This window comes from Arthrobacter sp. SIMBA_036, assembly GCF_046535135.1.
Classification (GTDB): Bacteria; Actinomycetota; Actinomycetes; order Actinomycetales; family Micrococcaceae; genus Arthrobacter.
On sequence record NZ_JAWRXG010000006.1, the window covers coordinates 112,981 to 135,418 of the forward strand.

At 62.6% G+C, this 22,438-nt stretch carries 20 protein-coding genes; 11 read left to right on the plus strand and 9 right to left on the minus strand.

The genetic code is table 11. From position 1 onward, the window contains the following. The first annotated feature begins 49 nt into the window (after positions 1–49). Positions 50–1,225: a glycoside hydrolase family 76 protein gene (locus SB659_RS10070; protein ID WP_284979135.1), complete on the plus strand. Its 1,176-nt coding sequence runs from the start codon at positions 50–52 to the stop codon at positions 1,223–1,225. A 33-nt stretch (positions 1,226–1,258) separates the two neighbouring features. On the opposite strand, the gene SB659_RS10075 is transcribed toward SB659_RS10070, so the two are convergent. Beyond that, positions 1,259–1,855: a YdeI/OmpD-associated family protein gene (locus tag SB659_RS10075; RefSeq protein ID WP_410550300.1), complete on the minus strand. Its 597-nt coding sequence runs from the start codon at positions 1,853–1,855 to the stop codon at positions 1,259–1,261. Positions 1,856–2,040: 185 nt separating this feature from the next. Between SB659_RS10075 and SB659_RS10080 the strand changes: the two genes are divergently transcribed. The 5 genes from SB659_RS10080 to tgt all read left to right on the plus strand — a co-directional run bounded on the left by SB659_RS10080 (position 2,041) and on the right by tgt (position 6,611). After that, positions 2,041–2,817: a hypothetical protein gene (locus tag SB659_RS10080; protein ID WP_410550301.1), complete on the plus strand. Its 777-nt coding sequence runs from the start codon at positions 2,041–2,043 to the stop codon at positions 2,815–2,817. Continuing rightward, positions 2,798–3,337: an NUDIX hydrolase family protein gene (locus tag SB659_RS10085; RefSeq protein WP_284975688.1), complete on the plus strand. Its 540-nt coding sequence runs from the start codon at positions 2,798–2,800 to the stop codon at positions 3,335–3,337. The genes SB659_RS10080 and SB659_RS10085 overlap by 20 nt, the downstream gene beginning before the upstream one ends. A gap of 73 nt (positions 3,338–3,410) precedes the next feature. Next, complete coding sequence (locus tag SB659_RS10090) at positions 3,411–4,355, plus strand: DUF6707 family protein (RefSeq protein ID WP_410550302.1); 945 nt, start codon at positions 3,411–3,413, stop codon at positions 4,353–4,355. A 78-nt stretch (positions 4,356–4,433) separates the two neighbouring features. Next, a complete protein-coding gene (locus SB659_RS10095; RefSeq protein ID WP_410550303.1) occupies positions 4,434–5,144 on the plus strand; it encodes an SRPBCC family protein in 711 nt (236 codons plus the stop codon). A 237-nt stretch (positions 5,145–5,381) separates the two neighbouring features. Next, complete coding sequence (tgt, locus tag SB659_RS10100) at positions 5,382–6,611, plus strand: tRNA guanosine(34) transglycosylase Tgt (RefSeq protein ID WP_410550390.1); 1,230 nt, start codon at positions 5,382–5,384, stop codon at positions 6,609–6,611. A 1-nt stretch (position 6,612) separates the two neighbouring features. Here tgt and SB659_RS10105 read toward each other — a convergent pair whose 3' ends face one another. Then, on the minus strand, positions 6,613–7,323 hold the full coding sequence (locus SB659_RS10105; RefSeq protein WP_410550304.1) for a queuosine precursor transporter: 711 nt from the start codon (positions 7,321–7,323) through the stop codon (positions 6,613–6,615). Between the two features lie 192 nt (positions 7,324–7,515). After that, positions 7,516–8,445: a cytochrome b/b6 domain-containing protein gene (locus tag SB659_RS10110; RefSeq protein WP_284979141.1), complete on the minus strand. Its 930-nt coding sequence runs from the start codon at positions 8,443–8,445 to the stop codon at positions 7,516–7,518. Between the two features lie 302 nt (positions 8,446–8,747). Between SB659_RS10110 and SB659_RS10115 the strand changes: the two genes are divergently transcribed. Continuing rightward, the gene (locus SB659_RS10115; protein WP_284979142.1) at positions 8,748–9,365 is read left to right on the plus strand and encodes a TetR/AcrR family transcriptional regulator; all 618 of its coding nucleotides are present in this window, start codon (positions 8,748–8,750) and stop codon (positions 9,363–9,365) included. A gap of 26 nt (positions 9,366–9,391) precedes the next feature. On the opposite strand, the gene SB659_RS10120 is transcribed toward SB659_RS10115, so the two are convergent. Beyond that, on the minus strand, positions 9,392–10,900 hold the full coding sequence (locus SB659_RS10120) for a helix-turn-helix domain-containing protein (protein WP_410550305.1): 1,509 nt from the start codon (positions 10,898–10,900) through the stop codon (positions 9,392–9,394). Positions 10,901–11,054: 154 nt separating this feature from the next. On the opposite strand from SB659_RS10120, the gene aceA reads away from it, so the two are divergent. Continuing rightward, entirely contained in the window at positions 11,055–12,386 is a 1,332-nt protein-coding gene (gene aceA, locus SB659_RS10125) for an isocitrate lyase (protein WP_410550306.1), read from the plus strand. A gap of 207 nt (positions 12,387–12,593) precedes the next feature. Then, a complete protein-coding gene (gene aceB / locus SB659_RS10130) occupies positions 12,594–14,255 on the plus strand; it encodes a malate synthase A (protein ID WP_410550307.1) in 1,662 nt (553 codons plus the stop codon). Positions 14,256–14,403: 148 nt separating this feature from the next. Here aceB and SB659_RS10135 read toward each other — a convergent pair whose 3' ends face one another. The 5 genes from SB659_RS10135 to SB659_RS10155 all read right to left on the minus strand — a co-directional run bounded on the left by SB659_RS10135 (position 14,404) and on the right by SB659_RS10155 (position 20,383). Beyond that, positions 14,404–15,600: a CynX/NimT family MFS transporter gene (locus tag SB659_RS10135; protein ID WP_410550391.1), complete on the minus strand. Its 1,197-nt coding sequence runs from the start codon at positions 15,598–15,600 to the stop codon at positions 14,404–14,406. Positions 15,601–15,731: 131 nt separating this feature from the next. Then, positions 15,732–16,571 carry a carbohydrate ABC transporter permease gene (locus SB659_RS10140; protein WP_284975696.1) on the minus strand — a complete coding sequence of 280 codons (840 nt, stop codon included), beginning with the start codon at positions 16,569–16,571 and terminating at the stop codon, positions 15,732–15,734. Next, on the minus strand, positions 16,564–17,538 hold the full coding sequence (locus tag SB659_RS10145; RefSeq protein WP_284975697.1) for a carbohydrate ABC transporter permease: 975 nt from the start codon (positions 17,536–17,538) through the stop codon (positions 16,564–16,566). The genes SB659_RS10140 and SB659_RS10145 overlap by 8 nt, the downstream gene beginning before the upstream one ends. A gap of 73 nt (positions 17,539–17,611) precedes the next feature. Further along, a complete protein-coding gene (locus tag SB659_RS10150; RefSeq protein ID WP_284979146.1) occupies positions 17,612–18,943 on the minus strand; it encodes an extracellular solute-binding protein in 1,332 nt (443 codons plus the stop codon). A gap of 204 nt (positions 18,944–19,147) precedes the next feature. Continuing rightward, positions 19,148–20,383: an ROK family transcriptional regulator gene (locus tag SB659_RS10155; RefSeq protein WP_410550308.1), complete on the minus strand. Its 1,236-nt coding sequence runs from the start codon at positions 20,381–20,383 to the stop codon at positions 19,148–19,150. 195 nt (positions 20,384–20,578) lie between these two features. Between SB659_RS10155 and SB659_RS10160 the strand changes: the two genes are divergently transcribed. Then, positions 20,579–21,310 (plus strand): sugar phosphate isomerase/epimerase family protein, encoded by a 732-nt coding sequence (locus SB659_RS10160; protein WP_410550309.1) that lies wholly within the window; start codon positions 20,579–20,581, stop codon positions 21,308–21,310. After that, positions 21,310–22,431 (plus strand): Gfo/Idh/MocA family protein, encoded by a 1,122-nt coding sequence (locus SB659_RS10165; RefSeq protein WP_284979149.1) that lies wholly within the window; start codon positions 21,310–21,312, stop codon positions 22,429–22,431. The genes SB659_RS10160 and SB659_RS10165 overlap by 1 nt, the downstream gene beginning before the upstream one ends. Positions 22,432–22,438 lie beyond the last annotated feature (7 nt).

The window sequence follows — 22,438 nt, forward strand, 5'->3', positions numbered from 1 at the left end:
CTGAAATCCGGCTGACGCGCACCCGGTGACCTGCCGCTAGGCTGGTTCCATGTCTGAACACGAGCAGCCAGACCACGTCCCGGCGTCGAACGTCGGCCCCACCGGGTTGGCATCGGACTGGGCATCCCGTGCTGACGACGCCGCGCGTGCCGTCACGAGGAGCTTTGGACACCGGCTGCTGTTCCTGCCAGGCACCCACATCGGCTCGGTGGCGCTTCCGTCAAATCGCCTGTGGGGACTCGTGGGTCCGTGGCATTACTGGTGGCAGGCGCATTACGTGGACTGCTTGGTGGATGCCGGGCGCCGCGAACTCGCCACCGGAGTGAGGTTCGACGGCGGTTCCCGCCCCAGTGCGGGCAGCCTGGCGTCACAGCTGGTTGGCACTATCCGTATGCGCAACTTTTTCCGGTTCGTCAATTCCTACTATGACGACATGGCGTGGCTGGCCCTTTCTGCACTAAGGCTTGAAAAACTTGCCAAGGATGCAGGGAAACCGGGCCAAAAGCGTTACGAAACCGTCCGGCGTTCCTTGACGCCCCAGCTCGAGTCGGCCTCAACGGATGACCTCGGCGGGGGAACATTCTGGAGCACCAAACGTGACTTCAAGAACACCCCGGCAACCGCACCGGTAGCCCTGTATTTCGCCCGAACGGCCCACCGGCCCAAGGCCCAGTCCTTGGTGGATTGGCTGAACGCCAACCTCATGGATCCGCAACTCGGCCTCTATCAGGACGGGCTGCACCTTAAAAAGGGCCAAACCACACTGGAGGACCGGATCTACACCTATAACCAAGGACCTGTCCTGGGCGCCTTGTTGGAACTCGGTGGCGAGCACAATCTCCACCGGGCACGCCACCTGGTTGAGGCGGTTAATCGGGAATTGACCGTCCCGGGCTCACACGTGATCCGCGGCGAAGGCAGCGGCGATGGAGGACTTTTCACCGGAATCCTGCTGCGCTATCTGGCATTGGCTGCCCGCGACGAAAGGCTTGGAGCAGCTACCCGTAGCATCGCCCGGACTCTGGTCCACGATACGGCCGAGGCGTTCTGGGATGGCCGCAATGACGCCGCGGACCGCCCACAAGGCCATAAGCATGTCCCGTCGCTGGTCTTCTCCCCCGATCCCCTGCGCCCGGCACAGCAGACGTATCCGGACGGCGTCGCCGTCGAACTTTCCACCCAGCTGCAAGCCTGGATGGCGTTCGAAGCCGCGGCAACCTTGTGAGCCCCGGCCCATATAGAGGGCGGCAGGGCCAGGTCAGGGGGCCGGACGCTTCTTCTGCGGATACGGGGCTTCGTGGCGGGCGAGCATCTCGACGAACCCGGCAATCTTCCGCGCTCGCGTCTCCGGCCTCTTAACCAAGTTGGTGCGGTGGACCAGTGCGAACCGGTTCTGGGACGTCAGGACATCGAACATCGCTTGCGCTTCAGGAACAACAGCAATGGCAGCTGCGAGATCCTCCGGAACCACCAAGTCGGCAGACCCCGAGTAGGCAGCCTCCCAACGGCCGTTGGCTTTCGCGGCCTCGACGGCGGCCCGGCCTGCCTCGGTCATTTTGCCCTCGGATTCGAGCCGCGCAATGTGCCCGACATTTCGCGCCGACCAGATACTCCTCGGTCCACGGGGGGTCATTCGCTGGACGAAGCTCTCGGCATCCCGGCCCTTCACTTGGCCATCGATCCAACCGAAGCACAGTGCCTCGTCCAGCGCCGCGTCGTAGTCCAAGTCCGTGACGTTCCCGCCCTTCTTGTGCAAAACAAGCCACACTCCAGGACTCGTGGCCGCGTTCGCGGAGAGCCAAGCGCGCCATTCGGCGGCGTCTTTGACCAGAAGTTCTTCAAGCTCAACGGGCATGGGACCATTCTGCAGTGAGCCGCGCCTGATGTGAAAAGTGCCGTGCTGTGAACCGCGCCTACTGGGATCAGCCGCCACGGCATAGTCTGGAAACGCGCAGTCCGGAAACGCGCAGTCCGGAAACAGCGCACCCATCACCAGGAGGACCAATGCTGCGAGCCCGGCCAATCCATTTCACCTCCCGCATGAAGCCCTGGACCGAACTCCTCTCTGCCTTGGGTTTGGTGAGCGTCGGTAACCACCCTGAGTGGCATGAGTTCGACGCCGGGTCCGGCCGCTTGGTGCTGCGTGCCGCGGAACCCGGCTCGCCGGAGGACGGCACCACTGTCTTTGGTGTGGAGGTAGGCGGCCTCGACGAGTTCGCGCGCCGCACCCGCGAGGACGGAACCCGGGCCGAGCTGACGGAGGCGTCCCATGGCGCGGCGGTACGGATCTCCGCCAAGGATGGCTTCACGTTCCTGGCGGAGCAGGCCGAACGCGCTGCCGATGGCACCTGGGCAACATCGGGCGAAGCCGATCAGGCACTCACCGTGGTTGCCGTCTGGGTGAGTCCCGACGTCGACGGGTCCGCCCAAGAGCTGCGCAACATCGGTGCCCGTCCCCGCGACTCGGACGACGCATCAGCGACCTTCACCACCAAGAATGGCGGTATCCTCCGGGTGCTGCACGGCACTGAAGCGACCTCGGGCGACCTCGCCTTCGAGTACGACGCCGATCCGGAACCACTGCTGCGCAGGCTCACTGAAGCTGGTGTTGAGGCGCGAATCAGCGACGACGTTTTGTACGTGGCCAACCCGGACGCCGCCGGTGGCTCAGCACCCGCGTCAATCGTGGTGGAACGGGCACCGGAGGTAACGCCCCCTAATGTCGCCGAGAGCGTAACCAGTGTGGCGCCGTGCGGCCACCACCGAACTTCGGGTGCGCATGCGGTAGAACTTAACCATGAGCGTTCGTACACCTGACCCGTATCCAGGCTGGCTTTCCGATGAAGACCTCTTCGAAGCCCGCGGCCGCCTCCCCATGGTTTATGTGGAGGCCGTTCCGGTCAGGCTGGATCCGCTCGGCTACGTCAATGAAGTCGGCACCCTCCTGCAAGGGGACGCCGATGGAAACATGGTCCGGTACCTCGTTTCCGGCCGCGTGCTGTACCGCGAGACCATCCGCGGAGCCCTCCTGAGGCACATGGAGAAGGACCTCGGGCCCTTGGCTTTCCCCCAATTGCCCATCAGCCCTGTCCCGTTCACAGTGGCAGAGTACTTCCCCGCGCCTTCCCAGACGGGCTTCACCGACGACCGCCAACACGCCGTCTCGTTGGTGTACGTCATTCCCGTCACGGGCGAATGCGAGCCCCGCCAAGACGCCCTGGAACTGACGTGGATGACCCCGCAGGAGGTGCTAAGCGACGATGTTCAGCAGGAATTCGAAGGTGGCCGCGGAAACCTGGTACGGCAAGCCCTGGCATTCTCGGGCGTCGCCATCTAGCGGGTCCCGCCCCTGAACTCGGCTGGTCTTTGTAGACTGGACGGCGGACCCCAAGAGAACCAAAGGACATCCGATGACTCACAGCCCAGCCTCACAGCAATACAAAGAAAAGCAGGCTGGGGACCTGCAGCCCGGAGATTTCGTCTTCCCGCCCGGAGACGGTCCCGCCGAGGAAATCCGCGGCGTGGAGGTGCAGAATGACGATTACGGGGTGCCCGCTCTGGTGCTTGTCACAACAGTCGACGGCGGAACGGTGCGGATCGCGGTCGGCTCCAATGTGCCGGTAGGTGACCCGGACTCCAGCACCTCTGCCGGACCGGAGACGGGCACTCGCGCAGCAGCCGCCGTCGCGGTGCCTCCCCGCCCGGAAGCACCGCCCGCGCACACCGGGCCTACCGCCGAAGAAATGGCCCTCATCCCGCAACCGGACGGAACACCGGAAGCTGTGGTTCGCGCTGCTGCTGCGGGGCATCAAGGCAAGAGCGGCGTGCAAGTCCTGGCCGAGCGGCTCGCGAAGGGCATCAACACCAAATCCGGCAGCTGCCTGCGGGACCTCAGCGATCTGGCGTTCGACCTCTGCATCGTGCACCGGGACCCGGACCATGCGTTGGCTGTAGCGGACCTGTTGAACGTGCTGCCCTTCGACGGGAACCTGGACCGCTGGGCCTCGATCGAACGCGCCCTCGCTTTATCGAGCTTCATCTGCCGGGAGGCCGGCCAGGGCGACCGGGCATCGGTCTACGAAAAGCTGCTGCGTGCTCCGGAGTCCCAGGAAGAGGACCCGTTCAAGGCCCTCATCAACGCCCGCGTCCGGCAGCGGGGTCTGAACGAACCAAATCTGTACGACAAAGAGATTTCCCGCGCCATCGACAGCGGCAATTCGGAGGCCGAGCGCGAGTGGCGTTTCCTAAGGCTCGAGTCGCTGCTGTTCCTGCGCGCCCATGGCGGTTCCAAGACGATCGATGAGGGAGAGTTGAGTCGGCGCATCGGTAATGAGTTGGAAGCCGTCCGCGCCTGAGGCGCCGTCCTATGCCGAGTACCGTCGCGTGCTGTCAAGACCTGTTCCGCGCGCCCGAACGGCTGTAGATTCGGGGCCATGACGAACAATCTGAGCGTTGTGGTTAATGCTGACGCGCGGCAGGTTTGGGCCATGTTGCGCGAACCGTCATTGGTGGCTCAATGGCACGGTTGGGAAGCCGATGACCTCGCTGACGAAATCAAGCACATCTATTTCTCCCCCGACGTTGTGGAGGGGCCGGATCACACCAGCCTGACCGTCAATGGCGGGGATGTTTTCGAACTGCATCCTGTCTCCGGGGGCACCGAAGTGTCGGTGACCAGGGCTGCCCTGGACCACAATTCGGAGTGGGCGGAATGGGATGAGGACATCACCCAGGGCTGGCTGACCTTCCTGCAGCAACTGCGGTTCGCTGTGGAACGTCATCCCCACGGCCAGAGGCGTACGCACTTCCTTTCGGTCCCGGGCAGCGGCGGTCCGGCAATCGAACAACTGGGCCTTGGCGATCTGCCGCCTATTGGTGACGAATACTCGCTCACACTACCCACCGGTGAGTCCTTGTCCGGCCGTGTTTGGTTCAAGAGTCGGCATCAAGTCGGGGTCACCGTACATAGCTACGCCGAGCACGGCGACGGGCTGCTCATCGTCGCCGAACAACTACCCATTCCGGATAAGAGGCCCGACGGCGGGTCAATGGTGATTGCCTCAACGTACGATCTTGGCGCCCACGCGTTGGCGGACATCCGGTCATCGTGGGACAACTGGAAGGCGGAGAAGTACAGCTCCTGAGTTTGGGGAGCGCCGCCCTAAGCCTGTTCGCTGCGGGCCGATGCAGGCTGGCTATTGCCGGGTTCGGTGCGTAAAGCTGGCAGACTGGGAAGCGTGCCAAGTTCCGTTCCCGCTCCAGGCGTGTCCGCTGCGGCCTCCGCCCAGCCCAGCCCATCAGTCGTATCCTCCCGAGCAGCCGCAACGGGGCCGCTCGAGCAGTCACTTCTGCCTGGCCGGCAATCCGGGTTCTCCTTCTCCGTGGGCCAGCGCCTTGCCGAAACGTGTTCGCCGTCGGACGCCCTGGTGGACGCCAACGGCGGCGCCTTCCTGGGCAGGACCGGGACCATCACAACGCCGCACGGAACCATCCAGACGCCCGCGTTCATCGCCGTCGGGACTAAAGCGACGGTCAAGGCCGTCCTCCCGGAGTCCATCGCACAACTGGGCGCGCAGGCAGTGCTCGCCAACGCGTACCACCTGTACCTTCAGCCTGGACCGGAGATTCTCGACGCCGCGGGTGGTTTGGGTGCTTTCATGAACTGGTCCGGTCCCACCTTTACGGACTCGGGCGGATTCCAGGTGATGAGCTTGGGCTCGGGGTTCAAGAAGGTCATCGACATGAAGAACGTGGACAACTCAGGCCCGGATGACGCGGTGGCCCCGGGCAAGGAACGCTTGGCGCACATCGACGACGACGGCGTCTGGTTCAAGTCGCACTTGAACGGGGACCTGCACCGCTTCTCACCGGAGATCTCCATGCAGGTCCAGCATCAAATCGGCGCCGATATCATGTTCGCGTTCGATGAGCTCACAACGTTGCAGAACTCGCGGGGTTACCAGGAAGAGTCCCTTGAACGGACACGGCTGTGGGCTCTTCGGTGCCTGGCCGAGCATGAGCGGCTGACGTCCGGGCGGGTCGGCAAACCGTATCAGGCGTTATTCGGCGTCATTCAGGGCGCCCAGTACGAGGACCTTCGGCGCAAAGCGTGCCAGGACCTGGGCAGCATGCCTTTTGACGGGTACGGAATCGGCGGGGCGTTGGAGAAGGAAAACCTCGGCACGATCGTCCGGTGGTGTAACGAGGAACTTCCCGAGGACAAGCCCCGGCACCTGCTGGGAATTTCCGAGCCGGACGATATCTTCACGGCCATCGAAAACGGAGCAGACACTTTCGATTGCGTCTCCCCCACTCGTGTTGCCCGGAATTCCGCGTTCTACACACCCTCTGGCCGCTTCAACCTGTCCGGGGCGCGTTACAAGAAAGACTTTGGGCCGCTGCAGGACAGCTGTGACTGCTACGCCTGCGCCAACTACTCCCGCGCCTACATCCACCACCTGTACAAGGCCAAGGAGATGCTCTCTGCCACCCTCATCTCAATCCACAATGAACGTTTCGTGGTGAAAATGGTCGATGATGCCCGGCTTGCCATCGAGTCAGGGGACTTCTTCGAGTTCAAGGCGGAGACCCTTGGTAGGTACTACTCGTAGGCTACGCCGCAACCAAGCCGTAGCTCGGCTCCCGCTTCTTGATCCAACGCACCACCAGGACAGTCACCGGAACCAACAGGTACTGCACGCCGGTCTTGTACAGGAAGCCTGCAAGGACGTAATTGACGAACGAACCGACGTCTGTGATGCCGATGACCGAGGCCGCGATGCTGCAAAAGATCAGTGTGTCCACGAATTCGCCCACGCCGGAGGAGCCCATGAGGCGGGCCCACAGGGATTTTTCACCCGACCGCGCCTTCATCTTCACGAGTATCCATGAGTTGATGGTCTGACCCGTGAGGAATGCAAGGAGCGAGGCAAGGACAATCTGGGGAACCGGGCCCAAAGCGCCCTCGATGGCTGCTTGCTTGGCGGTTCCGAAATCGTCGTTGAAGCCGGGGAGCGCGATGATGACCCAGTAGCAGAGCGAGGCGAACACCGAGAGGGTGAACGTGGTGAAGATGGCCTTGCGGTTGGCCCTGAAACCATAGACCTCGCTCATGACGTCACCGAGGATGTAGGCCAAGGGAAAGAGGAAGAACCCACCGTCGGTGATGATCGGGCCGATGACAACGCCCTTGGAAGCCCCGATGTTGGACAGGATCAGCACTACAGCCATGATGGCCAGAAGGATGCCAAAGTTGGGCGATCCGATCGAGGCGAAGCGCGGCGCTGGCCTGCTCAGGGTACTGGAGCCGGAAGGCGTGGTCATGGGTCATCCGTTCATAGTGGTTTGCGCAGGCGCCCTGGTGAGGAGGAAGCCCCGCTGTATTAGCACTGGTCGGTGGGGCATCACGCCCGGCACCGACTTTCATTCTCCCACCCCGGCACCTCCAAACCAGCACCCCCAAACCAACTCCGTAGAGAAAGCATTGACGGGTGCGTTGCGGCTGGGTGGTGCGTCCTAGCGGGAGACCTTACCCATCAGGGACGCCACGGGCCGGAGGAACAACGGGCTGGCCAGGAACCAAGCAGCGGCGGTAACGACGATGGACGCGGCAAAGATACCGAAACCCCACCAGTTGTCGTCGTTGCTTGAGGCGTACATATGGTTCAGGTTGTTCAGCGCTCCGGTGGCCAGTACCAAGGTCACGTGAACGATCACGAAAGCCACAAAGTAGATCATCACCGGGAAGTGGATCCTTCGCGCCACTTCAATGGGGTAGACCTTGTTGACCGCTGCCTTCTTGGGCCAGGCCCCGGACATCCGGATACCGGTGATGATGGCCAGCGGCGCGGCAATGAAGACGGTAAGGAAATAGGTCAGCAGCTGCAGGCTGTTGTAGTTGTTCCAGCCATTCTCCAGCGGCCAGTTCAACGAGGCATACTGCAGCCCGGCCGAGAGCGCGTTCGGGAAGACGTCCCAGTTGGTGGGAACGATCCTCAACCACTGGCCTGTGGCGAAGAGCAACACGATGAAGATGAGGCCGTTCAGCATCCAGAGGGCGTCCAAAGTCAGGTGGAACCACAGGTCCAAACTGATCTTGGTAGGCGGATTCTTGGTCTTGATCAGCCCTTTGTTGTTCCTGGTCCAGTACGCCGGAGGGCGCGTAGTGGTTCGGACCTGCCACCCCGAACGGATGATCAGGACAATGAAGAACATGTTGAGGAAGTGTTGCCAGCCGAGCCACGCCGGGAAGCCCGTGGGTGTTCCTTCAGGAATGGCGGAGTGCCCCGGGTAGTCCCTGAGGAACTGCTGGACCGGTTGAAGGGTCCTGAGCCATTGGGCAACCAACACCAGGATGAGCGCTACCACGAGGGCCCCTACCGTAACGACGACGGGTTTGAACCACCTGTTCGACGTAATCCCGGACGACTTGCTTGAAACGGACATCAGGCCGCGTTCCTCTCTGGCTTGTTGGCGTGCGACCAGTTGGCGCTCTCGTAGAGATTCAACCAGTTGCAGCCCGACGGGGAAAACGTCCACCGGGGTTTCGGGGCGTTCGACGTCAAAAATCGCAGCATTCGGGGATAAGCCGGAACATGTCTTTCTAGAACCGACTTCCAGAATTATTTCCTGCCGCTTCAGCATGCGTCAAGGTTTGGGGTTGGCTATGTGGAATTCTTGGAAGGTAGGATTCCAGGAAGTAACCGGTCAAAGATTTCGGCTTGTCCGCTGCCCTGTGAGGAGTCGCGATGATGGTCCGCAAAACATCGGAGGTAGCCACCAGCGTGGCGTCCTGGCAATGGACCCGGACGGCGGCCACCCGCAGGAACCTTTTGGAGGCGGCCCGCCAAGTGTTCGTCGAGCACGGTTTCACGGACGCCAGCATCTCGGATATCGTGGCCCGCGCCGGGTCCAGCGTGGGCAGCCTTTACCACCATTTCGGGGGGAAGACCGAGCTTTTCCTGGCACTCTGGGATGACTACCAAAACGAGCACGAGAGGATTGTCGCTGCCGCGGTAGCCAAGGAGCGCCGGGCCGGGGAGGCCGATCCCCTCGCGTTGTTCAACGTGGGGAGCCGGAGCTACTTCGACTACACCTGGAAGCACCGTGCACTTGAACGGGTCTTCATCGAAGGCGACACTCCCCCGGGATTCGAGGTGCTGCGCCGCGAACGCGGACGGGAATGGGTACGGCAAAACTCGGTGCTCCTCGGCGCCAACAACGACACTTTGGGCCGGCTCACGGTCGCCGTCATCACGGACATCGTGACTGTTGGAGGCCGCGAGGTGGCGTTTAGCTCGTCCAAAAGGGCAGCAGACGAGGTTGTCGAGGCCGCAGCCGTGCTGGTGGAGCGGCTGCTTCGCTAGCTGGGCAACCCTCCGGCGTCGCGCATTTAAGCGTGAGCGGCCAGGAACGAGTACACCTCGGTCTCATCCACGCCGGGAAAGGCACCCGGAGGCATGGCTGCCAACAAGTGCGAATGTGCCCTCGCGGAAGGCCACGCATTACCGGCCCACTCGTTTGCGAGTGATTCCGGCGGACGTTTGCAGCAGTTCGGGTCCGGACAGGTAGAGGTCGCCCGCGCCGTGGTTTCCCGCCCCCGGAACCATTTCACGTGCTGATACGGCACTCCGATGCTCAACGAGAACTCACCCGCGGCAGATCGCTCGGTGCGGGCCGTGCACCAGTAAGTGCCGGAAGGGGTGTCCGTGTACTGGCTGTAAGCGCTGAACTTATCCGGTACGTCAAACACTGCACGAGAGGTCCAGGCCTTGCACGATGGCTGGCCCTCGATGGCCCCCGTGTGATCCTGGGGGAAGGTCACGCCGTCGTTCTCGTAAGCCTTGTAGATGATGCCCGACTGGTGGGTCTTCTGGAAGTGCGTGGTGATACCCAGATGCTTGGTGGCGAGGTTCGTAAAGCGGTGCGCCGCCGTCTCGTAAGACACCGCGAACGCATCCCGGATGTCCTCAACGGCGATTTCCTTGGCGGCCTTGGCCTTCTGCAGGAACTCGACCGCTGCCTGCTCCGGCAACAACAATGCAGCAGCGAAGTAGTTGGTGGCCACCCGCTGCGCCAGGAAATCACCGTAATTCCGCGGTGTCTCATGGCCCAAGACGTAATGGCCCAGCGCTTGGAGAAGCACTGACCGAGGGTCGTGGTCCTGCCGCTGGTTCTGTGTGAGATAAATTCTGCGGTTCTTCAAATCCGTCACGGACCGCGTGGAATGCGGCAGGTCACTGACGTGATGCAGCGAAAACCCAAGGTTCTCAGCGATGTCCGCGATGACGTGCTGGCTGAGCGGACCCGAGGTGTAACCGACCCCTTTAAGGACCTTCTGCGCTTCGGCTTCATACTCGGGAAAATAGTTACCGCGCTCGCGCATCATGGCACGCAACTCGCCGTTCGCACGGCGGGCCTCTTCCGGCGTCGCGACCTGCTCATTAAGCTTGCGTTCGAGCTCCTGGAGCAGCCCCACCTGGGACTCCAGCACATCGAGCGGAAGCCGCGAGCTGATGCGGATTTTCGGCAGGTTCAGCGACTCGTACAGCGGGCCACGCTGGTACCGTTCGAGCTCGATTTCCAAGGCAGCGCGGCGACTGGGCGGTTCGGCCCCGAGCAACTGGTCGATGCCCACATTCAGTGATGCCGCGAGCTGCTGCAGCAGGCCCAATTTGGGCTCCCGCTTTCCATTCTCAATCAGGCTCAACTGACTTGGCGCGGTCCCGACGGCGGCACTCAAGTCATCAAGGGTCAGCCCGGCTTGCTTGCGCAAATGGCGCACGCGGCGGCCAAGGCTGATGACGTCCAACTCAGGGGACGACGGGGACGACGACGGCGACGCGACGTCACGATTCCAGCTCACAGGCGACATTTCTTGAGAATACGCGAAGAAGTGCATTTCTTTCCATAGCTTTCCCCTAGAAAGGCTTGTGGAAATGCTGAAAAGTAGGCCTTACGAAAAAGAAACACAAACCCGGGAAAGCCGGCCGAAGCTGCAAAGACGCAGCGGAGGCCGGCCCGGGGAGCCCCGCTTGGATATTAGGAGACATGCAATGACCGCATCGTTTGAACCAGCAGACCAGACGTCCGCTCAGGAGACCGCAAGCGAGCAGGCCGCAGCGCTGGAACTTGAGTGGTCCGCCAACCCGCGGTGGGAAGGCGCCACCCGCGATTACTCGGCGTCCGACGTCGTCCGTCTCCGTGGGCGGGTTTCCGAGGAGCACACGTTGGCCCGCCGCGGTTCGGAGAAGCTGTGGAAGCAGCTCACCGAGGAAGCATCCACCGGTGGTTACACCAACGCCCTCGGCGCCCTGACCGGCAACCAGGCCGTGCAGCAGGTCAAGGCCGGGCTCCGCGCTATCTACCTCTCGGGTTGGCAGGTCGCCGCCGACGCGAACCTTTCAGGCCAGACGTACCCGGACCAGTCCCTGTACCCGGCCAACTCGGTCCCCCAGGTTGTCCGCCGGATCAACAACGCCCTGCTCCGCGCGGACCAGATCGAGTACGCCGAGGGAGTCCAGAGCGTGGAGGATTGGCTGGTGCCGATCGTGGCCGACGCCGAAGCCGGGTTCGGCGGCCCCCTGAACGCTTACGAGCTCATGAAGTCCATGATCACCGCGGGTGCCTCGGGCGTTCACTGGGAAGACCAACTCGCATCGGAGAAGAAGTGCGGTCACCTTGGCGGGAAGGTACTGATTCCCACCCAGCAACACATCCGCACCCTGAACGCGGCACGTTTGGCAGCCGACGTCGCCGATACCCCTACCGTTATCATCGCCCGCACCGACGCTGAAGCGGCGACCCTGATCACCTCGGACGTTGACGAACGCGACCAGGAATTCGTCACGGGTGAACGCACCGCGGAGGGCTTCTACAAGGTCCGCAACGGGATCGAACCGTGCATCGCCCGGGCCAAGGCCTACGCCCCGTACTCGGACCTGATCTGGATGGAAACCGGTACCCCGGACCTGGAACTTGCCCGCAAGTTCGCCGAATCCGTCAAGGCCGAGTTCCCTGACCAGATGCTCTCCTACAACTGCTCGCCGTCGTTCAACTGGCGCAAGCACTTGGACGACGCCACGATCGCGAAGTTCCAGCGCGAGCTCGGCGCCATGGGCTTCACGTTCCAATTCATCACTTTGGCTGGTTTCCACGCCCTGAACTACTCGATGTTCGATCTCGCCCACGGTTACGCCCGTGAAGGCATGAGCGCCTACGTCGAGCTCCAGGAAAAGGAATTCGACTCCGAGTCCCGCGGCTACACCGCCACCAAACACCAGCGCGAAGTCGGCACCGGATACTTCGACGACATCGCCACCGCGCTCAACCCGAACGCGTCCACCCTCGCCTTGGTCGGATCGACCGAAGAGGGCCAATTCCACTAACCACTCCCGACGGCGGCACTCGGCCGCGGCTTGCGGAGGCGTAATGCTCTGCGTGCTATTGCCCACGTTCCGGTTCCGGCCTCCCGAGCGAGGACGGACCGGGACGCAGAGCCCCTTTTTACGCAGGCTGCCGAATCATCCCTCCCTCGGCCTCGTGGGCACCTCACCAAAGTGCCGCCCTCGAACATTTTCTTAGGAGTCTTTGAAATGAACAGCTTCACTGACAGCGTCACCATCAATGGCATCACCCTGACCGCGCAGCCTATCTGCCGGCAGAACGAGGTCCTCACTCCGGATGCGCTCGAGTTCATTGGCCAACTCCACCGGGCGACGGCGGATCGGCGTCAGGAGCTGATGCAGGCCCGGCACACCCGCCGCAACCAGATTTCCTCCGGCCAGGACCCTCGCTTCCTCCCGGAAACCGAGGGCATCCGCAACGACCCGACCTGGCGCGTCGCTCCTCCGGCGCCGGGCCTGGAGGACCGCCGCGTGGAGATCACGGGTCCGGTGGATAAGAAGATGACCATCAACGCCTTGAACTCCGGCGCCAAAGTGTGGCTGGCGGACATGGAAGATTCCTCCACCCCGACGTGGCGCAACGTGATCCAGGGCCAGTTGAACCTGACGGATGCTTTGGAGCGCAGGATCGACTTCACCTCCACCGCCGACGGACGCACTAAGGAATACAAGCTCCGCCCGGCCGAGGACCTGCCCACCATCGTGGTCCGCCCGCGCGGCTGGCACCTGCCCGAGAAGCACATGCTGATCGACGGCAAACCAATCGCCGGCGGCGTGGTGGACTTCGGGCTGTTCTTCTTCCACAACGCACGGCGGCTGCTCGCCCAGGGCAAGGGCCCGTACTTCTACCTGCCCAAGATCGAGAACCACCTCGAAGCACGGCTATGGAATGACATCTTCGTCCTGGCCCAGGATCTCCTCGGCATCCCGCAGGGCACCATCCGCGCCACCGTGTTGATTGAAACCATCACCGCAGCGTTCGAAATGGAAGAAATCCTCTATGAACTCCGCGACCACGCCGCGGGCTTGAACGCCGGCCGGTGGGACTACATCTTCTCCCTGATCAAGAACTTCCGTACCCGGGGACCGCGTTTCGTGCTCCCGGACCGTGGCCAGGTCACCATGACCCAGCCGTTCATGCGCGCCTACACCGAACAACTGGTCCGGGCCTGCCACCGCCGTGGAGCCATGGCCATCGGCGGCATGGCGGCAGCTGTCCCCAACCGCAAGGACGAAGCCGCCAACACGGCGTCGTTCGAGAAAGTGCGTGCCGACAAGACCCGTGAAGCCAACGACGGCTTCGACGGCTCGTGGGTGGCCCACCCGGACCTGGTGCCCGTGTGCCGGGAAGTGTTCGACTCAGTCCTGGGAGAAAAGCCCAACCAGCTGGACCGCTCCCGCGAGGACGTCACCCCCGATGACCGTGCCCTGATCGACATTGCCAGCACCCAAGGCACCATCACCGAGGCCGGGATCAGGATCAACATCGAGGTAGGCATCCGCTACATCGAGTCCTGGCTCCGCGGCAACGGCGCCGTCGCCATCCATAACCTCATGGAAGACGCCGCCACCGCCGAGATCTCCCGCTCCCAACTCTGGCAATGGATCCACTCGCACGCCATCACGGACCACGGCGACATCATCACCCGTGAATGGGTCGAGGAGATGCTCGATGAAGAATTCGCCCGCCTGGAACGCTTCGATGATGACCGCTTCGCGGATGCACGCGCCATCTTCGAAGAAGTCACCCTCGCCGAAGAATTCCCCACCTTCCTCACCATCCCCGCATACGCCCGCTACCTGAGCGAAGCACGCGAGGAAGCAACCAAAGAGGAACTTGTGGCCGCGTAGCTGTTGGCCTCAAGCCGGGACATCCCGGAACACCGAGCCCCGAAGCTGGGCTGCCTGCACTCTTCGCAACAAGTGACCCCGACCGTCGGGGAGGCAGCCCAGCAGCGGGGCTTCTCCATGCCCGGGTGGGGCGGCGGCGGGACTGTACCTACCTTTGGCGGGCCGCCCAGCGCACGGACAGCGTAGTGCACACACAAAACGCGAGGACCGAGAAGAGGATAACCAAGAGGGGCACCGTCCAACCACCGGAGACGCTGTGGACGTACCCCACCACGGTGGGTGCCAACGCCGCGAAGCAGTATCCAACGCCCTGCACCACGGCAGACATCTTTCCCGCCGAGGCCTGGTCCCGGGCAAACTTGATGATCGCGATGAAGATGACGGTGATACCGCCGCCCTGGGCAACGCCGCCGAGGGAAGACCACAGCCACCACCATCCCGGCGCCAGCAATAGGCCCACGGGGACGGTAAGCCATAGCGCACTCAGGGTGACCGCCACCGTCGTCGTACTGGCGAACCGGGCCAGGAGGGGCACCCCGAGGCCTCCCACAATGGCGAAAATCTGGAAAAGGGACGAGCCCGCACCAGCTTGGGCGGTGCCCATGGCGAGCTCATCGGAAAGGAAGCTGGGCAGCCAAGCCGTGACGCCATAGTAGGAAAACGCCTGCCCGGCAAAACCCAGTGTCAGTCCGGCGGTCAGCCAGCGGACGCCCGCAACCTGGGCACCGCCGGCACGTTCCACCGCGGGAACCGGGGCCGGAACAAACGCCCGGTGTGCACCAACAGTGGGGATCCAAAATACGATCGCCGCCAAGGCCAGCAGGGCACTCGCCGCCAGGGCCAGCCGCCAGCCAACGAGTTCCGCGAGAGGCGCGGTGGCCACGGACGTGAGGAAGGAGCCGATGTTGAGCGCCGCCGTGTAGATGCCCATGGCGCCCGCCTGCCGCCGCGGCTCGAAGTCGCGACGAATAATGAGCGGGACGGCGATGTTCCCGATGGTGATCGCCACCCCGATCACCACGGTGCCGGCCATCACCATGGCACCACCGGCAACAGAGCGGAGTACGACGCCGGCCAGCACGCCGATCAGGGTCAGCATCACGGCGAACTCAGCACCAAGCCGGCGTCCGGCCATCGATGCCAGTGGGGATGCGAGGGAGAAGCAGAGAACCGGAATCCCGGTCAACAAACCGAGTTCAACGGGCGAAAGACCGAGATCCCGCCGCAGGAGACCCACGACGGGAGCCACGGACACAAAAGGGCCGCGCATGTTGAGTGCGATGAGCGCAATCGAGACCAGCAGGATCCAGGCGCTCGGCGCCTTCGCGTGCACCTTGGCGCTCATGGGAGTTGCGGTTCGGTCAGCGGACATAAATACGATTTCATCAGTTCCATTGCTATCACAGGCCTCCAGCGCGGACGCAGTGTGACAGAAACTCTGAAACTCCTCCGGTTGGTATGCCCGCGTGTGGTCCTTTACTTCACGGCGCCGGCTGTGAGGCCCGCCACGAAGTTTCGCTGCAGCAATAGGAAGCCGACGACGACCGGGACGCTGACCACCAGCGACGCTGCCATGATCTGGTTCCAATAGACGTTGGTCTGCGTGGAGTACAGCTGCAAACCGACGGCCAAGGTCCGGTTGGCATCCGTTGTCATGACGGATGCAAAGAGGACTTCGCCCCACGAGGTCATGAAACTGTAGATAGCAACAGCCACCAGTCCCGGACGCGCCGCCGGAAGCACCACCCGCCAAAGGGCGCCCATCGGCCCGCAGCCGTCCACCTTGGCGGCCTCATCCAGGTCCCGGGGAATACCGTCCAGGTAGCCCGCGAGCATCCAGATGGAGAACGGCAAGGAGAACGTCAAGTAAGTGATGACCAAGCCTGCACGGGTCCCGACAAGTTGGATCCCCACCGATGAGTTGATGTTCACGAAGATCAGGAACAGCGGCAGCAGGAAGAGCACACCCGGGAACATCTGGGTGGACAGCACGGCGGTGGAGAAGATGTTTCGCCCGAGGAAACGGTAACGGGAAATCGCGTAGGCGGCGAAGACGGCGATGATCAAGCTCAGGATGGTCGCGGCTCCGGCCACGATGACGCTGTTGCCGAAATACGATGCCAGCGGCACCGTCTGCCACATGTCAATGAACGGGGCGATGGTTACCGACGTCGGCCACCAGGTGAAGGCGCCCTGAACGTCCGACAGGGGCTTCAGCGCCGAGGTGATCATGACGTAGACAGGTACCACCGTGAAAATCGTCAGAAGCGCGATGACGATAACTCGGAATACTTTAATTCCACTGGTTTCACGCACGCTGGGACCTCCGGTTCAAAACAAGCAAGTAGATTCCACTGACCAGCAGCAGGAACAAGAGCAGCATCACGGACATGGCCGCACCCGAGCCGAAGTTCCACGTGAGGAACGACGCGTTGTAGATGTGGAAGGAGATCAGGTCCCCGGCAGGTGGTTGGGCATTGCCGAACAGGACGAACGGCGTGTTGAAATCATTGAATGTCCACAGGAACATCACCAGCAGGAGCACCATGTTCACGGGCCGAACCATGGGGAGCGTGATGGACCGCCACTGCCGGAAGGGCTTGGCCCCGTCAACGGCGGACGCCTCATAGACGTCAGTGGGGATGGACTGAAGCCCTGCCATCAGCATCAGGAAGGCGAAGGGCCAAAGCCGCCAAATGGCTACCACCACGATGGAGACAAAGGAGTTATCGCCGATCAGCCAGAACGGCTTGTCCCCGCCCAAGTGGAGGTTGTCATAAAGGAAGTGATTGACCGCGCCGGTGTCCTTCTGCAGCATGAACTTCCAGGCGATGATGCCGGCGTACATCGGCAACGCATAGGGAACCAGGAAGAGTGTCCGGAAGAAGCCTTGGCCGCGGAATTTCCCTTGGAGGGCCACGGCAGCCGCCATGCCCAGCGCCCATGAGATCCCGACCACCAAGAGAGTGAAGGCGCACGTAACCAGGAAGGACTGAAGCAAAGCCGATCCGACCGCTCCATTGAAGTCCAGGGCAACTTCATAGTTCTTGGTGCCGATGACGGGCGCGTTGCCCCAATTCGAAATGAAAGCCTTGGTCAATTTGAGGAAGCTCATCCAGATTCCCGTGACCATGGGAATGATGTGGATGACCACTTCGAAAACGATGGCAGGCGCCAGCAGGGCGTAGGGCAACCACCAGCCCGATGGGCGTGGGCGGCGCTGTTTAAGCTCGGACTTCGGAGGGGCCTCGGTAGTGCTAGGGGGTGCCGTTGCAGCAGCCACGGAACTGACCTTTCTGTAGGGCGGGCGGGCCGGGCAGGTGGTGCCGGGGTTTCCGGCACCACCCGAGTTGGCGCTAGCCGGCGGCTGCGACCTGCTGCTCCGCCGTCTTCATGGCGGTGCGGATGTCATCGGTGCTGACGGTTCCACCGGAGGCAATTTTGGCGAACATCTGGTTCATCGCCTTGCCAACGGTGCTCTCGAACTGGTCCTCTGCCGGTACCAACGGAAGCGGCTTGGACTTGGTGGAGTAAATGTCCGCGAACGTCTTCGCTTCAGCGGCGTTGTCCGTGAAGTTGGGCGTGGCTCCATTGAGTACGGGCAGGGCCGAGAACGGCTTGTCGAGTGCCGTCTGAGTCTCGGCGCTGGTCATGAAGTTGACGAACTTCAGTGCAGCGTCCTTGTTCTTGGTGTTCTTGAAGATGGACAAGTTGATGCCTGCAACGTGGCTGGCAACCTGGGACTTGGCATCCGAAGGTGCCGGGAACGGAACGACGCCGTACTTGTCGCTGGTCATGCCGTTGGCGACGATGGAGTTATCGGCATTGTTCTGGTTCAGGATCATGGCTACCTTGCCGGTGGCAAAGTCGTTGACTGCCTTGGTCCCGTTGTCATACTGCGCGTTGGCGACGTTGACGACCTTGTCCTTCTGCATCAGGTCCAGGAAGCGCTGGATCCCGTTGACTACTCCATCGGAGGAGAAGGTCGGCTTGCCGTCCTTGTCGAAGAGGTCGGCACCGTTCTGGGCCGCGTTGATGAAGGCGAAGTGTGCATTTTCCGTGTAGCTGCCCGCGGCCAGCGCAAAGCCGTACTTGCCGCCGGTGGTCAGCTTCTGGGCATCCGTAACGAGGTCTTCCCAGTTGTTCGGCGGGGTCAAACCAGCAGCGGAGAACATCGCCTTGTTGTAGTAGAGGCCGTAGGCCAGACCGTAAACGGGAACCGAGGTCGGATCCTGGCCGGCCACTCCGCCCGTATCCATGGCGGTCTTGACGAACTTGTCCTTGCCACCAATGGCTTTGAACGCCGCATCATCGAAGGGCATGAAGGCCCCGGTGGACTGCAGCGAAGCCGCCCACGTGTTACCGATGTTTACGACGTCGGGCGCCTGGCCTGAGGTGACGGCCGTCTGGATGCGGGTCTGGAGGTCATTCCAGCCGATGACTTCCAGGTTGACCTTGATACCGGTCTGCTGGGTGAACTTCTCCAGTTGGGGAGTCAGGACCTGCTTGTCATTGTCCAAGCTGGTGCCCTGGTTACTGGCCCAGTATGTGAGCGTTCCGCCCGATCCTGAAGAGTCGGAGGATCCCGCGGAAGAAGGGGAAGAAGAGTTGTTGTTACCGCCACAGGCGGCTGTCGTAAGTGCTAGCGCCGCAATGGCAGCAGTAGCAGCAAGGGTACGAAATTTCACTTCATGACTTCCTTGTCTGAGATTCGCAGATGCGCATCGAGAGTCCGGCCTCCGGACTTTCCACAAAGCTAATTGAACTTATGTCGTTAGTCAATCAAAAGTTTTGAATCAGATGGCAAAGAATTTTTGGTGCAGTGAGAGCGCGACGGGAAATGGGCACGCAAGTGCTAAGGCGGACGCCGGACAAGGGCAACGCCCGAGAGGCTAGGCCTTTTCCAGGAGGGCTTCGATGCTCGCTGGCGACAGGACGTCGTCGACAACCATCCGGCTGGCGCCGAGCACGCCGGCCTCGTCCGCCGCCATCGACTGGACGATCCGAAGCCGGGCAGTGGCGAGCGGCAAGGAACGCTGGTAGACCACCTCGCGCACGCCAGCCAGGAGGTACTCTCCGCCGGCAGCCAAGCCGCCGCCGATAACAATCACCGAGGGGTTGAGCAAGCTGACGCAGGTTGCGAGTACGTCTCCCACGTCGCGGCCCGCTTGGCGCACAGCTTGGATGGCTTTGAGGTTGCCTCGACGGGCAAGCTCGAGGACGTCCTCACCGGTTGCCGCCGGCACTCCGTCAGCGGTGAGCGCGACGGCCACGGCAGGTCCGGAGGCCAGCGCTTCCAGGCAACCGTAGTTGCCGCATCGGCAGAGGACACCGTCCCCGCGGGGCACCCGCACATGGCCGATGTCGCCCGCGGTACCGTCAGCACCTCGTTGCAGCAGGCCGCCGCCGATGATGCCCGCGCCAATGCCCGTGGCAACTTTGATGAAGAGGAGGCTGTCCACGTCAGGCCAAAAGAAAGCCCGCTCCCCCAATGCCATGATGTTTACGTCGTTATCCACCACAACGTGGGTATCGAAACTGCGCTGGATGTAGTGGGGCACGTCGAAGCCGTCCCAGCCAGGCATGATCGGAGGGTTGGCAGGCTTCCCGCTGGAATGTTCCACCGGGCCCGGCAAACCGATTCCAATCCCGGCCAGCTCGCGCGCGTCCCGTCCCGTCTGGGCCAGCAGCGTGCGGCAGAGCCCGACGACGAGGTCAAGCACCGCTTCCGGTCCGGCCGACACCTCCATTTCCACCCGTGACTCAGCCAGGACACGGCCGCTGAGATCGGTCGCGGCAACCAGGATGTGCGTGGCTCCGACGTCGACGGCGATCACCACACGTGCGGAGGGCTGGAAAGCAAAACGCGACGGCGGTCGGCCGCCTGAGGAGAACGCCTCACCGGCCGGCGCTATGAGGCCCAGCGACGTTAAGGCGTCAACACGGGCTGCGACAGTCGACCTTGCCAGTCCGGTCATTTCCGCGAGCTCAGCGCGCGTGCGTGCACGGCCGTCACGCAGTAGTTGGAAAAGTTCTCCCGTCCGGGACTGTCCGGGCGCCGACGCGACAGAAGCGGCAGACGCGGGAATACGGGCGGACTGCAGCTCAGTGACCGGCGGATTGGACATGGATCAATAAAAGCACGGGGGCTTATTCCTGTCACAATCACCGTTGCGCCAAAGTAGCCATAACTTTTGCTTGACTGTCGGCAAAAGCTGTTCTAGCTTTACTGATGCGGCGGTCCGCAATAAGGAATCGCTGCGCAAGAGCCAGCAACTGCCGGGATCGGCCTTGGGCCGAAAGCATCTATGCCAGGAGAACCTGTGACTTACTCCCTACAGCTTTACACCGTCCGCGGCCCCTTGGAAGAAGATCTGGAAGGCACCGTTAAGCGGGTGGCCGAGCTGGGCTTCACCGCGGTGGAACCCTACAACTTCGTGGCCAACGCCGACGCATTGGCCACCGCCTTGAGCATGAACGGGCTCACTGCACCGTCGGGACATGCGCCACTGCTCCGCGCCAACCAGGAGGAAATCTTCCAGGCCGCGCAGAAGCTCGGCATCGGAACGGTCATCGATCCGCACGTCGACGCCGCCCAGTGGACCACAGAGGCGGATATCAAAGAAACGGCCAAGGCACTGAATGCAGCTGCGGCCAAGGGTGCCGAATACGGCATCGCTGTCGGCTACCACAACCACGAGTTCGAGCTCGAAAACCGGATCAACGGCCGGTCCGCACTCGAGGTTCTGGCTGAGAACCTAGATCCCCGGGTGGTGCTCGAAGTTGACACCTACTGGGCCGCCGTCGGCGGAGAAGAGCCTGTTGCCTTGCTGGAACGGCTCGGGGACAGGGTCCGCTTTATCCACATCAAGGACGGACCGCTCACCAAGGTGGACAAAGACCAGGTTGCCGTGGGCTCCGGCCAGATGCCCATCTGGGACGTTATCGAGGCCGCAAAGAACCTCGAGGCCGGCGTCGTGGAGCTGGATGATTTTAACGGAGACATTTTCGACGCCGTCAGCGATTCATTGGCGTACCTGAAGGCAGGCAAGTAATGGAAAAGACAACTACCCCGCGCACGGGTCCCGTCGGCATCGGCATCATCGGCGCCGGCGTGATCAGCAAGGAATACCTCACCAACCTCACCAGCTTCCCTGACGTGAAAGTCCACGTCGTGGCAGACATGTTCGAGGACGCTGCCGCAGCCCGCGCCGCCGAGTTCGGCATCGCTGCCTCCGGCGGCGTCGAGGCAGCCCTGACGCATCCCGACGTCGAAATCGTGGTCAACTTGACCACCCCGGCAGCCCACGTGGAGGTTGCTACCGCTGCCGCCAATGCCGGGAAGCACGTTTGGAGCGAAAAGCCGTTCTCGCTGGACCGTGAAAGCGGCCTCGCGCTGCTCAAAGCCGCTGATGCGGCAGGCGTCCGCCTCGGTTGTGCGCCTGACACGTTCCTGGGCGCTGGCCTGCAGACCGCACAGCGCATCATCGCCGAAGGCGGGATCGGCGTCCCGCTGACCGCGTTGACGCTGATGCAGTCCCCCGGGCCGGAATCCTGGCACCCGAATCCTGCGTTCTTGTTCCAAGAGGGCGCCGGACCATTGTTCGACATCGGCCCTTACTACCTGACCACGCTCATCCAGACTTTTGGTCCCATCGCCAAGGTGGCGGCCCTCGGGTCCGTCTCCCGGCAGAAGCGGGTTATTGGTTCCGGGCCCAAGGCCGGCGAGGAATTCGACGTCACGGTGCCCAGCCACGTGAGCGCGATTGCCCAGTTTGAGGGAGGCGAGTCCTCCCAGAGCATCTTCAGCTTTGACTCGAACCTGCAGCGGACTGGTTTTGTCGAGGTGAACGGGACCGAAGCCACCATCGCCTTCCCGGATCCGAACATGTTCGACGGCGATATCCTGCTGACCCGCCGTGGCGCGTCGGAGCCGGAGGTCATTTCCGCCGTCGGATCGACGTCCTCCCGTGGTACCGGCGTCTTGGAAATGGCCCGCGCTATCCGAGCCGGTGTTCCGCACCGGGCCCAGGGACAGCTGGCCTACCACGTACTCGATGCCATGGTTTCGATCGCCGAATCCATCGAGACCGGAACCTTCATCGATTTGGCCAGTACTGCGGTCGCAGCTCCTCCGCTGCCCGCTGACTGGGACCCGACCGCCGCTACCCTCTAGGACGCAC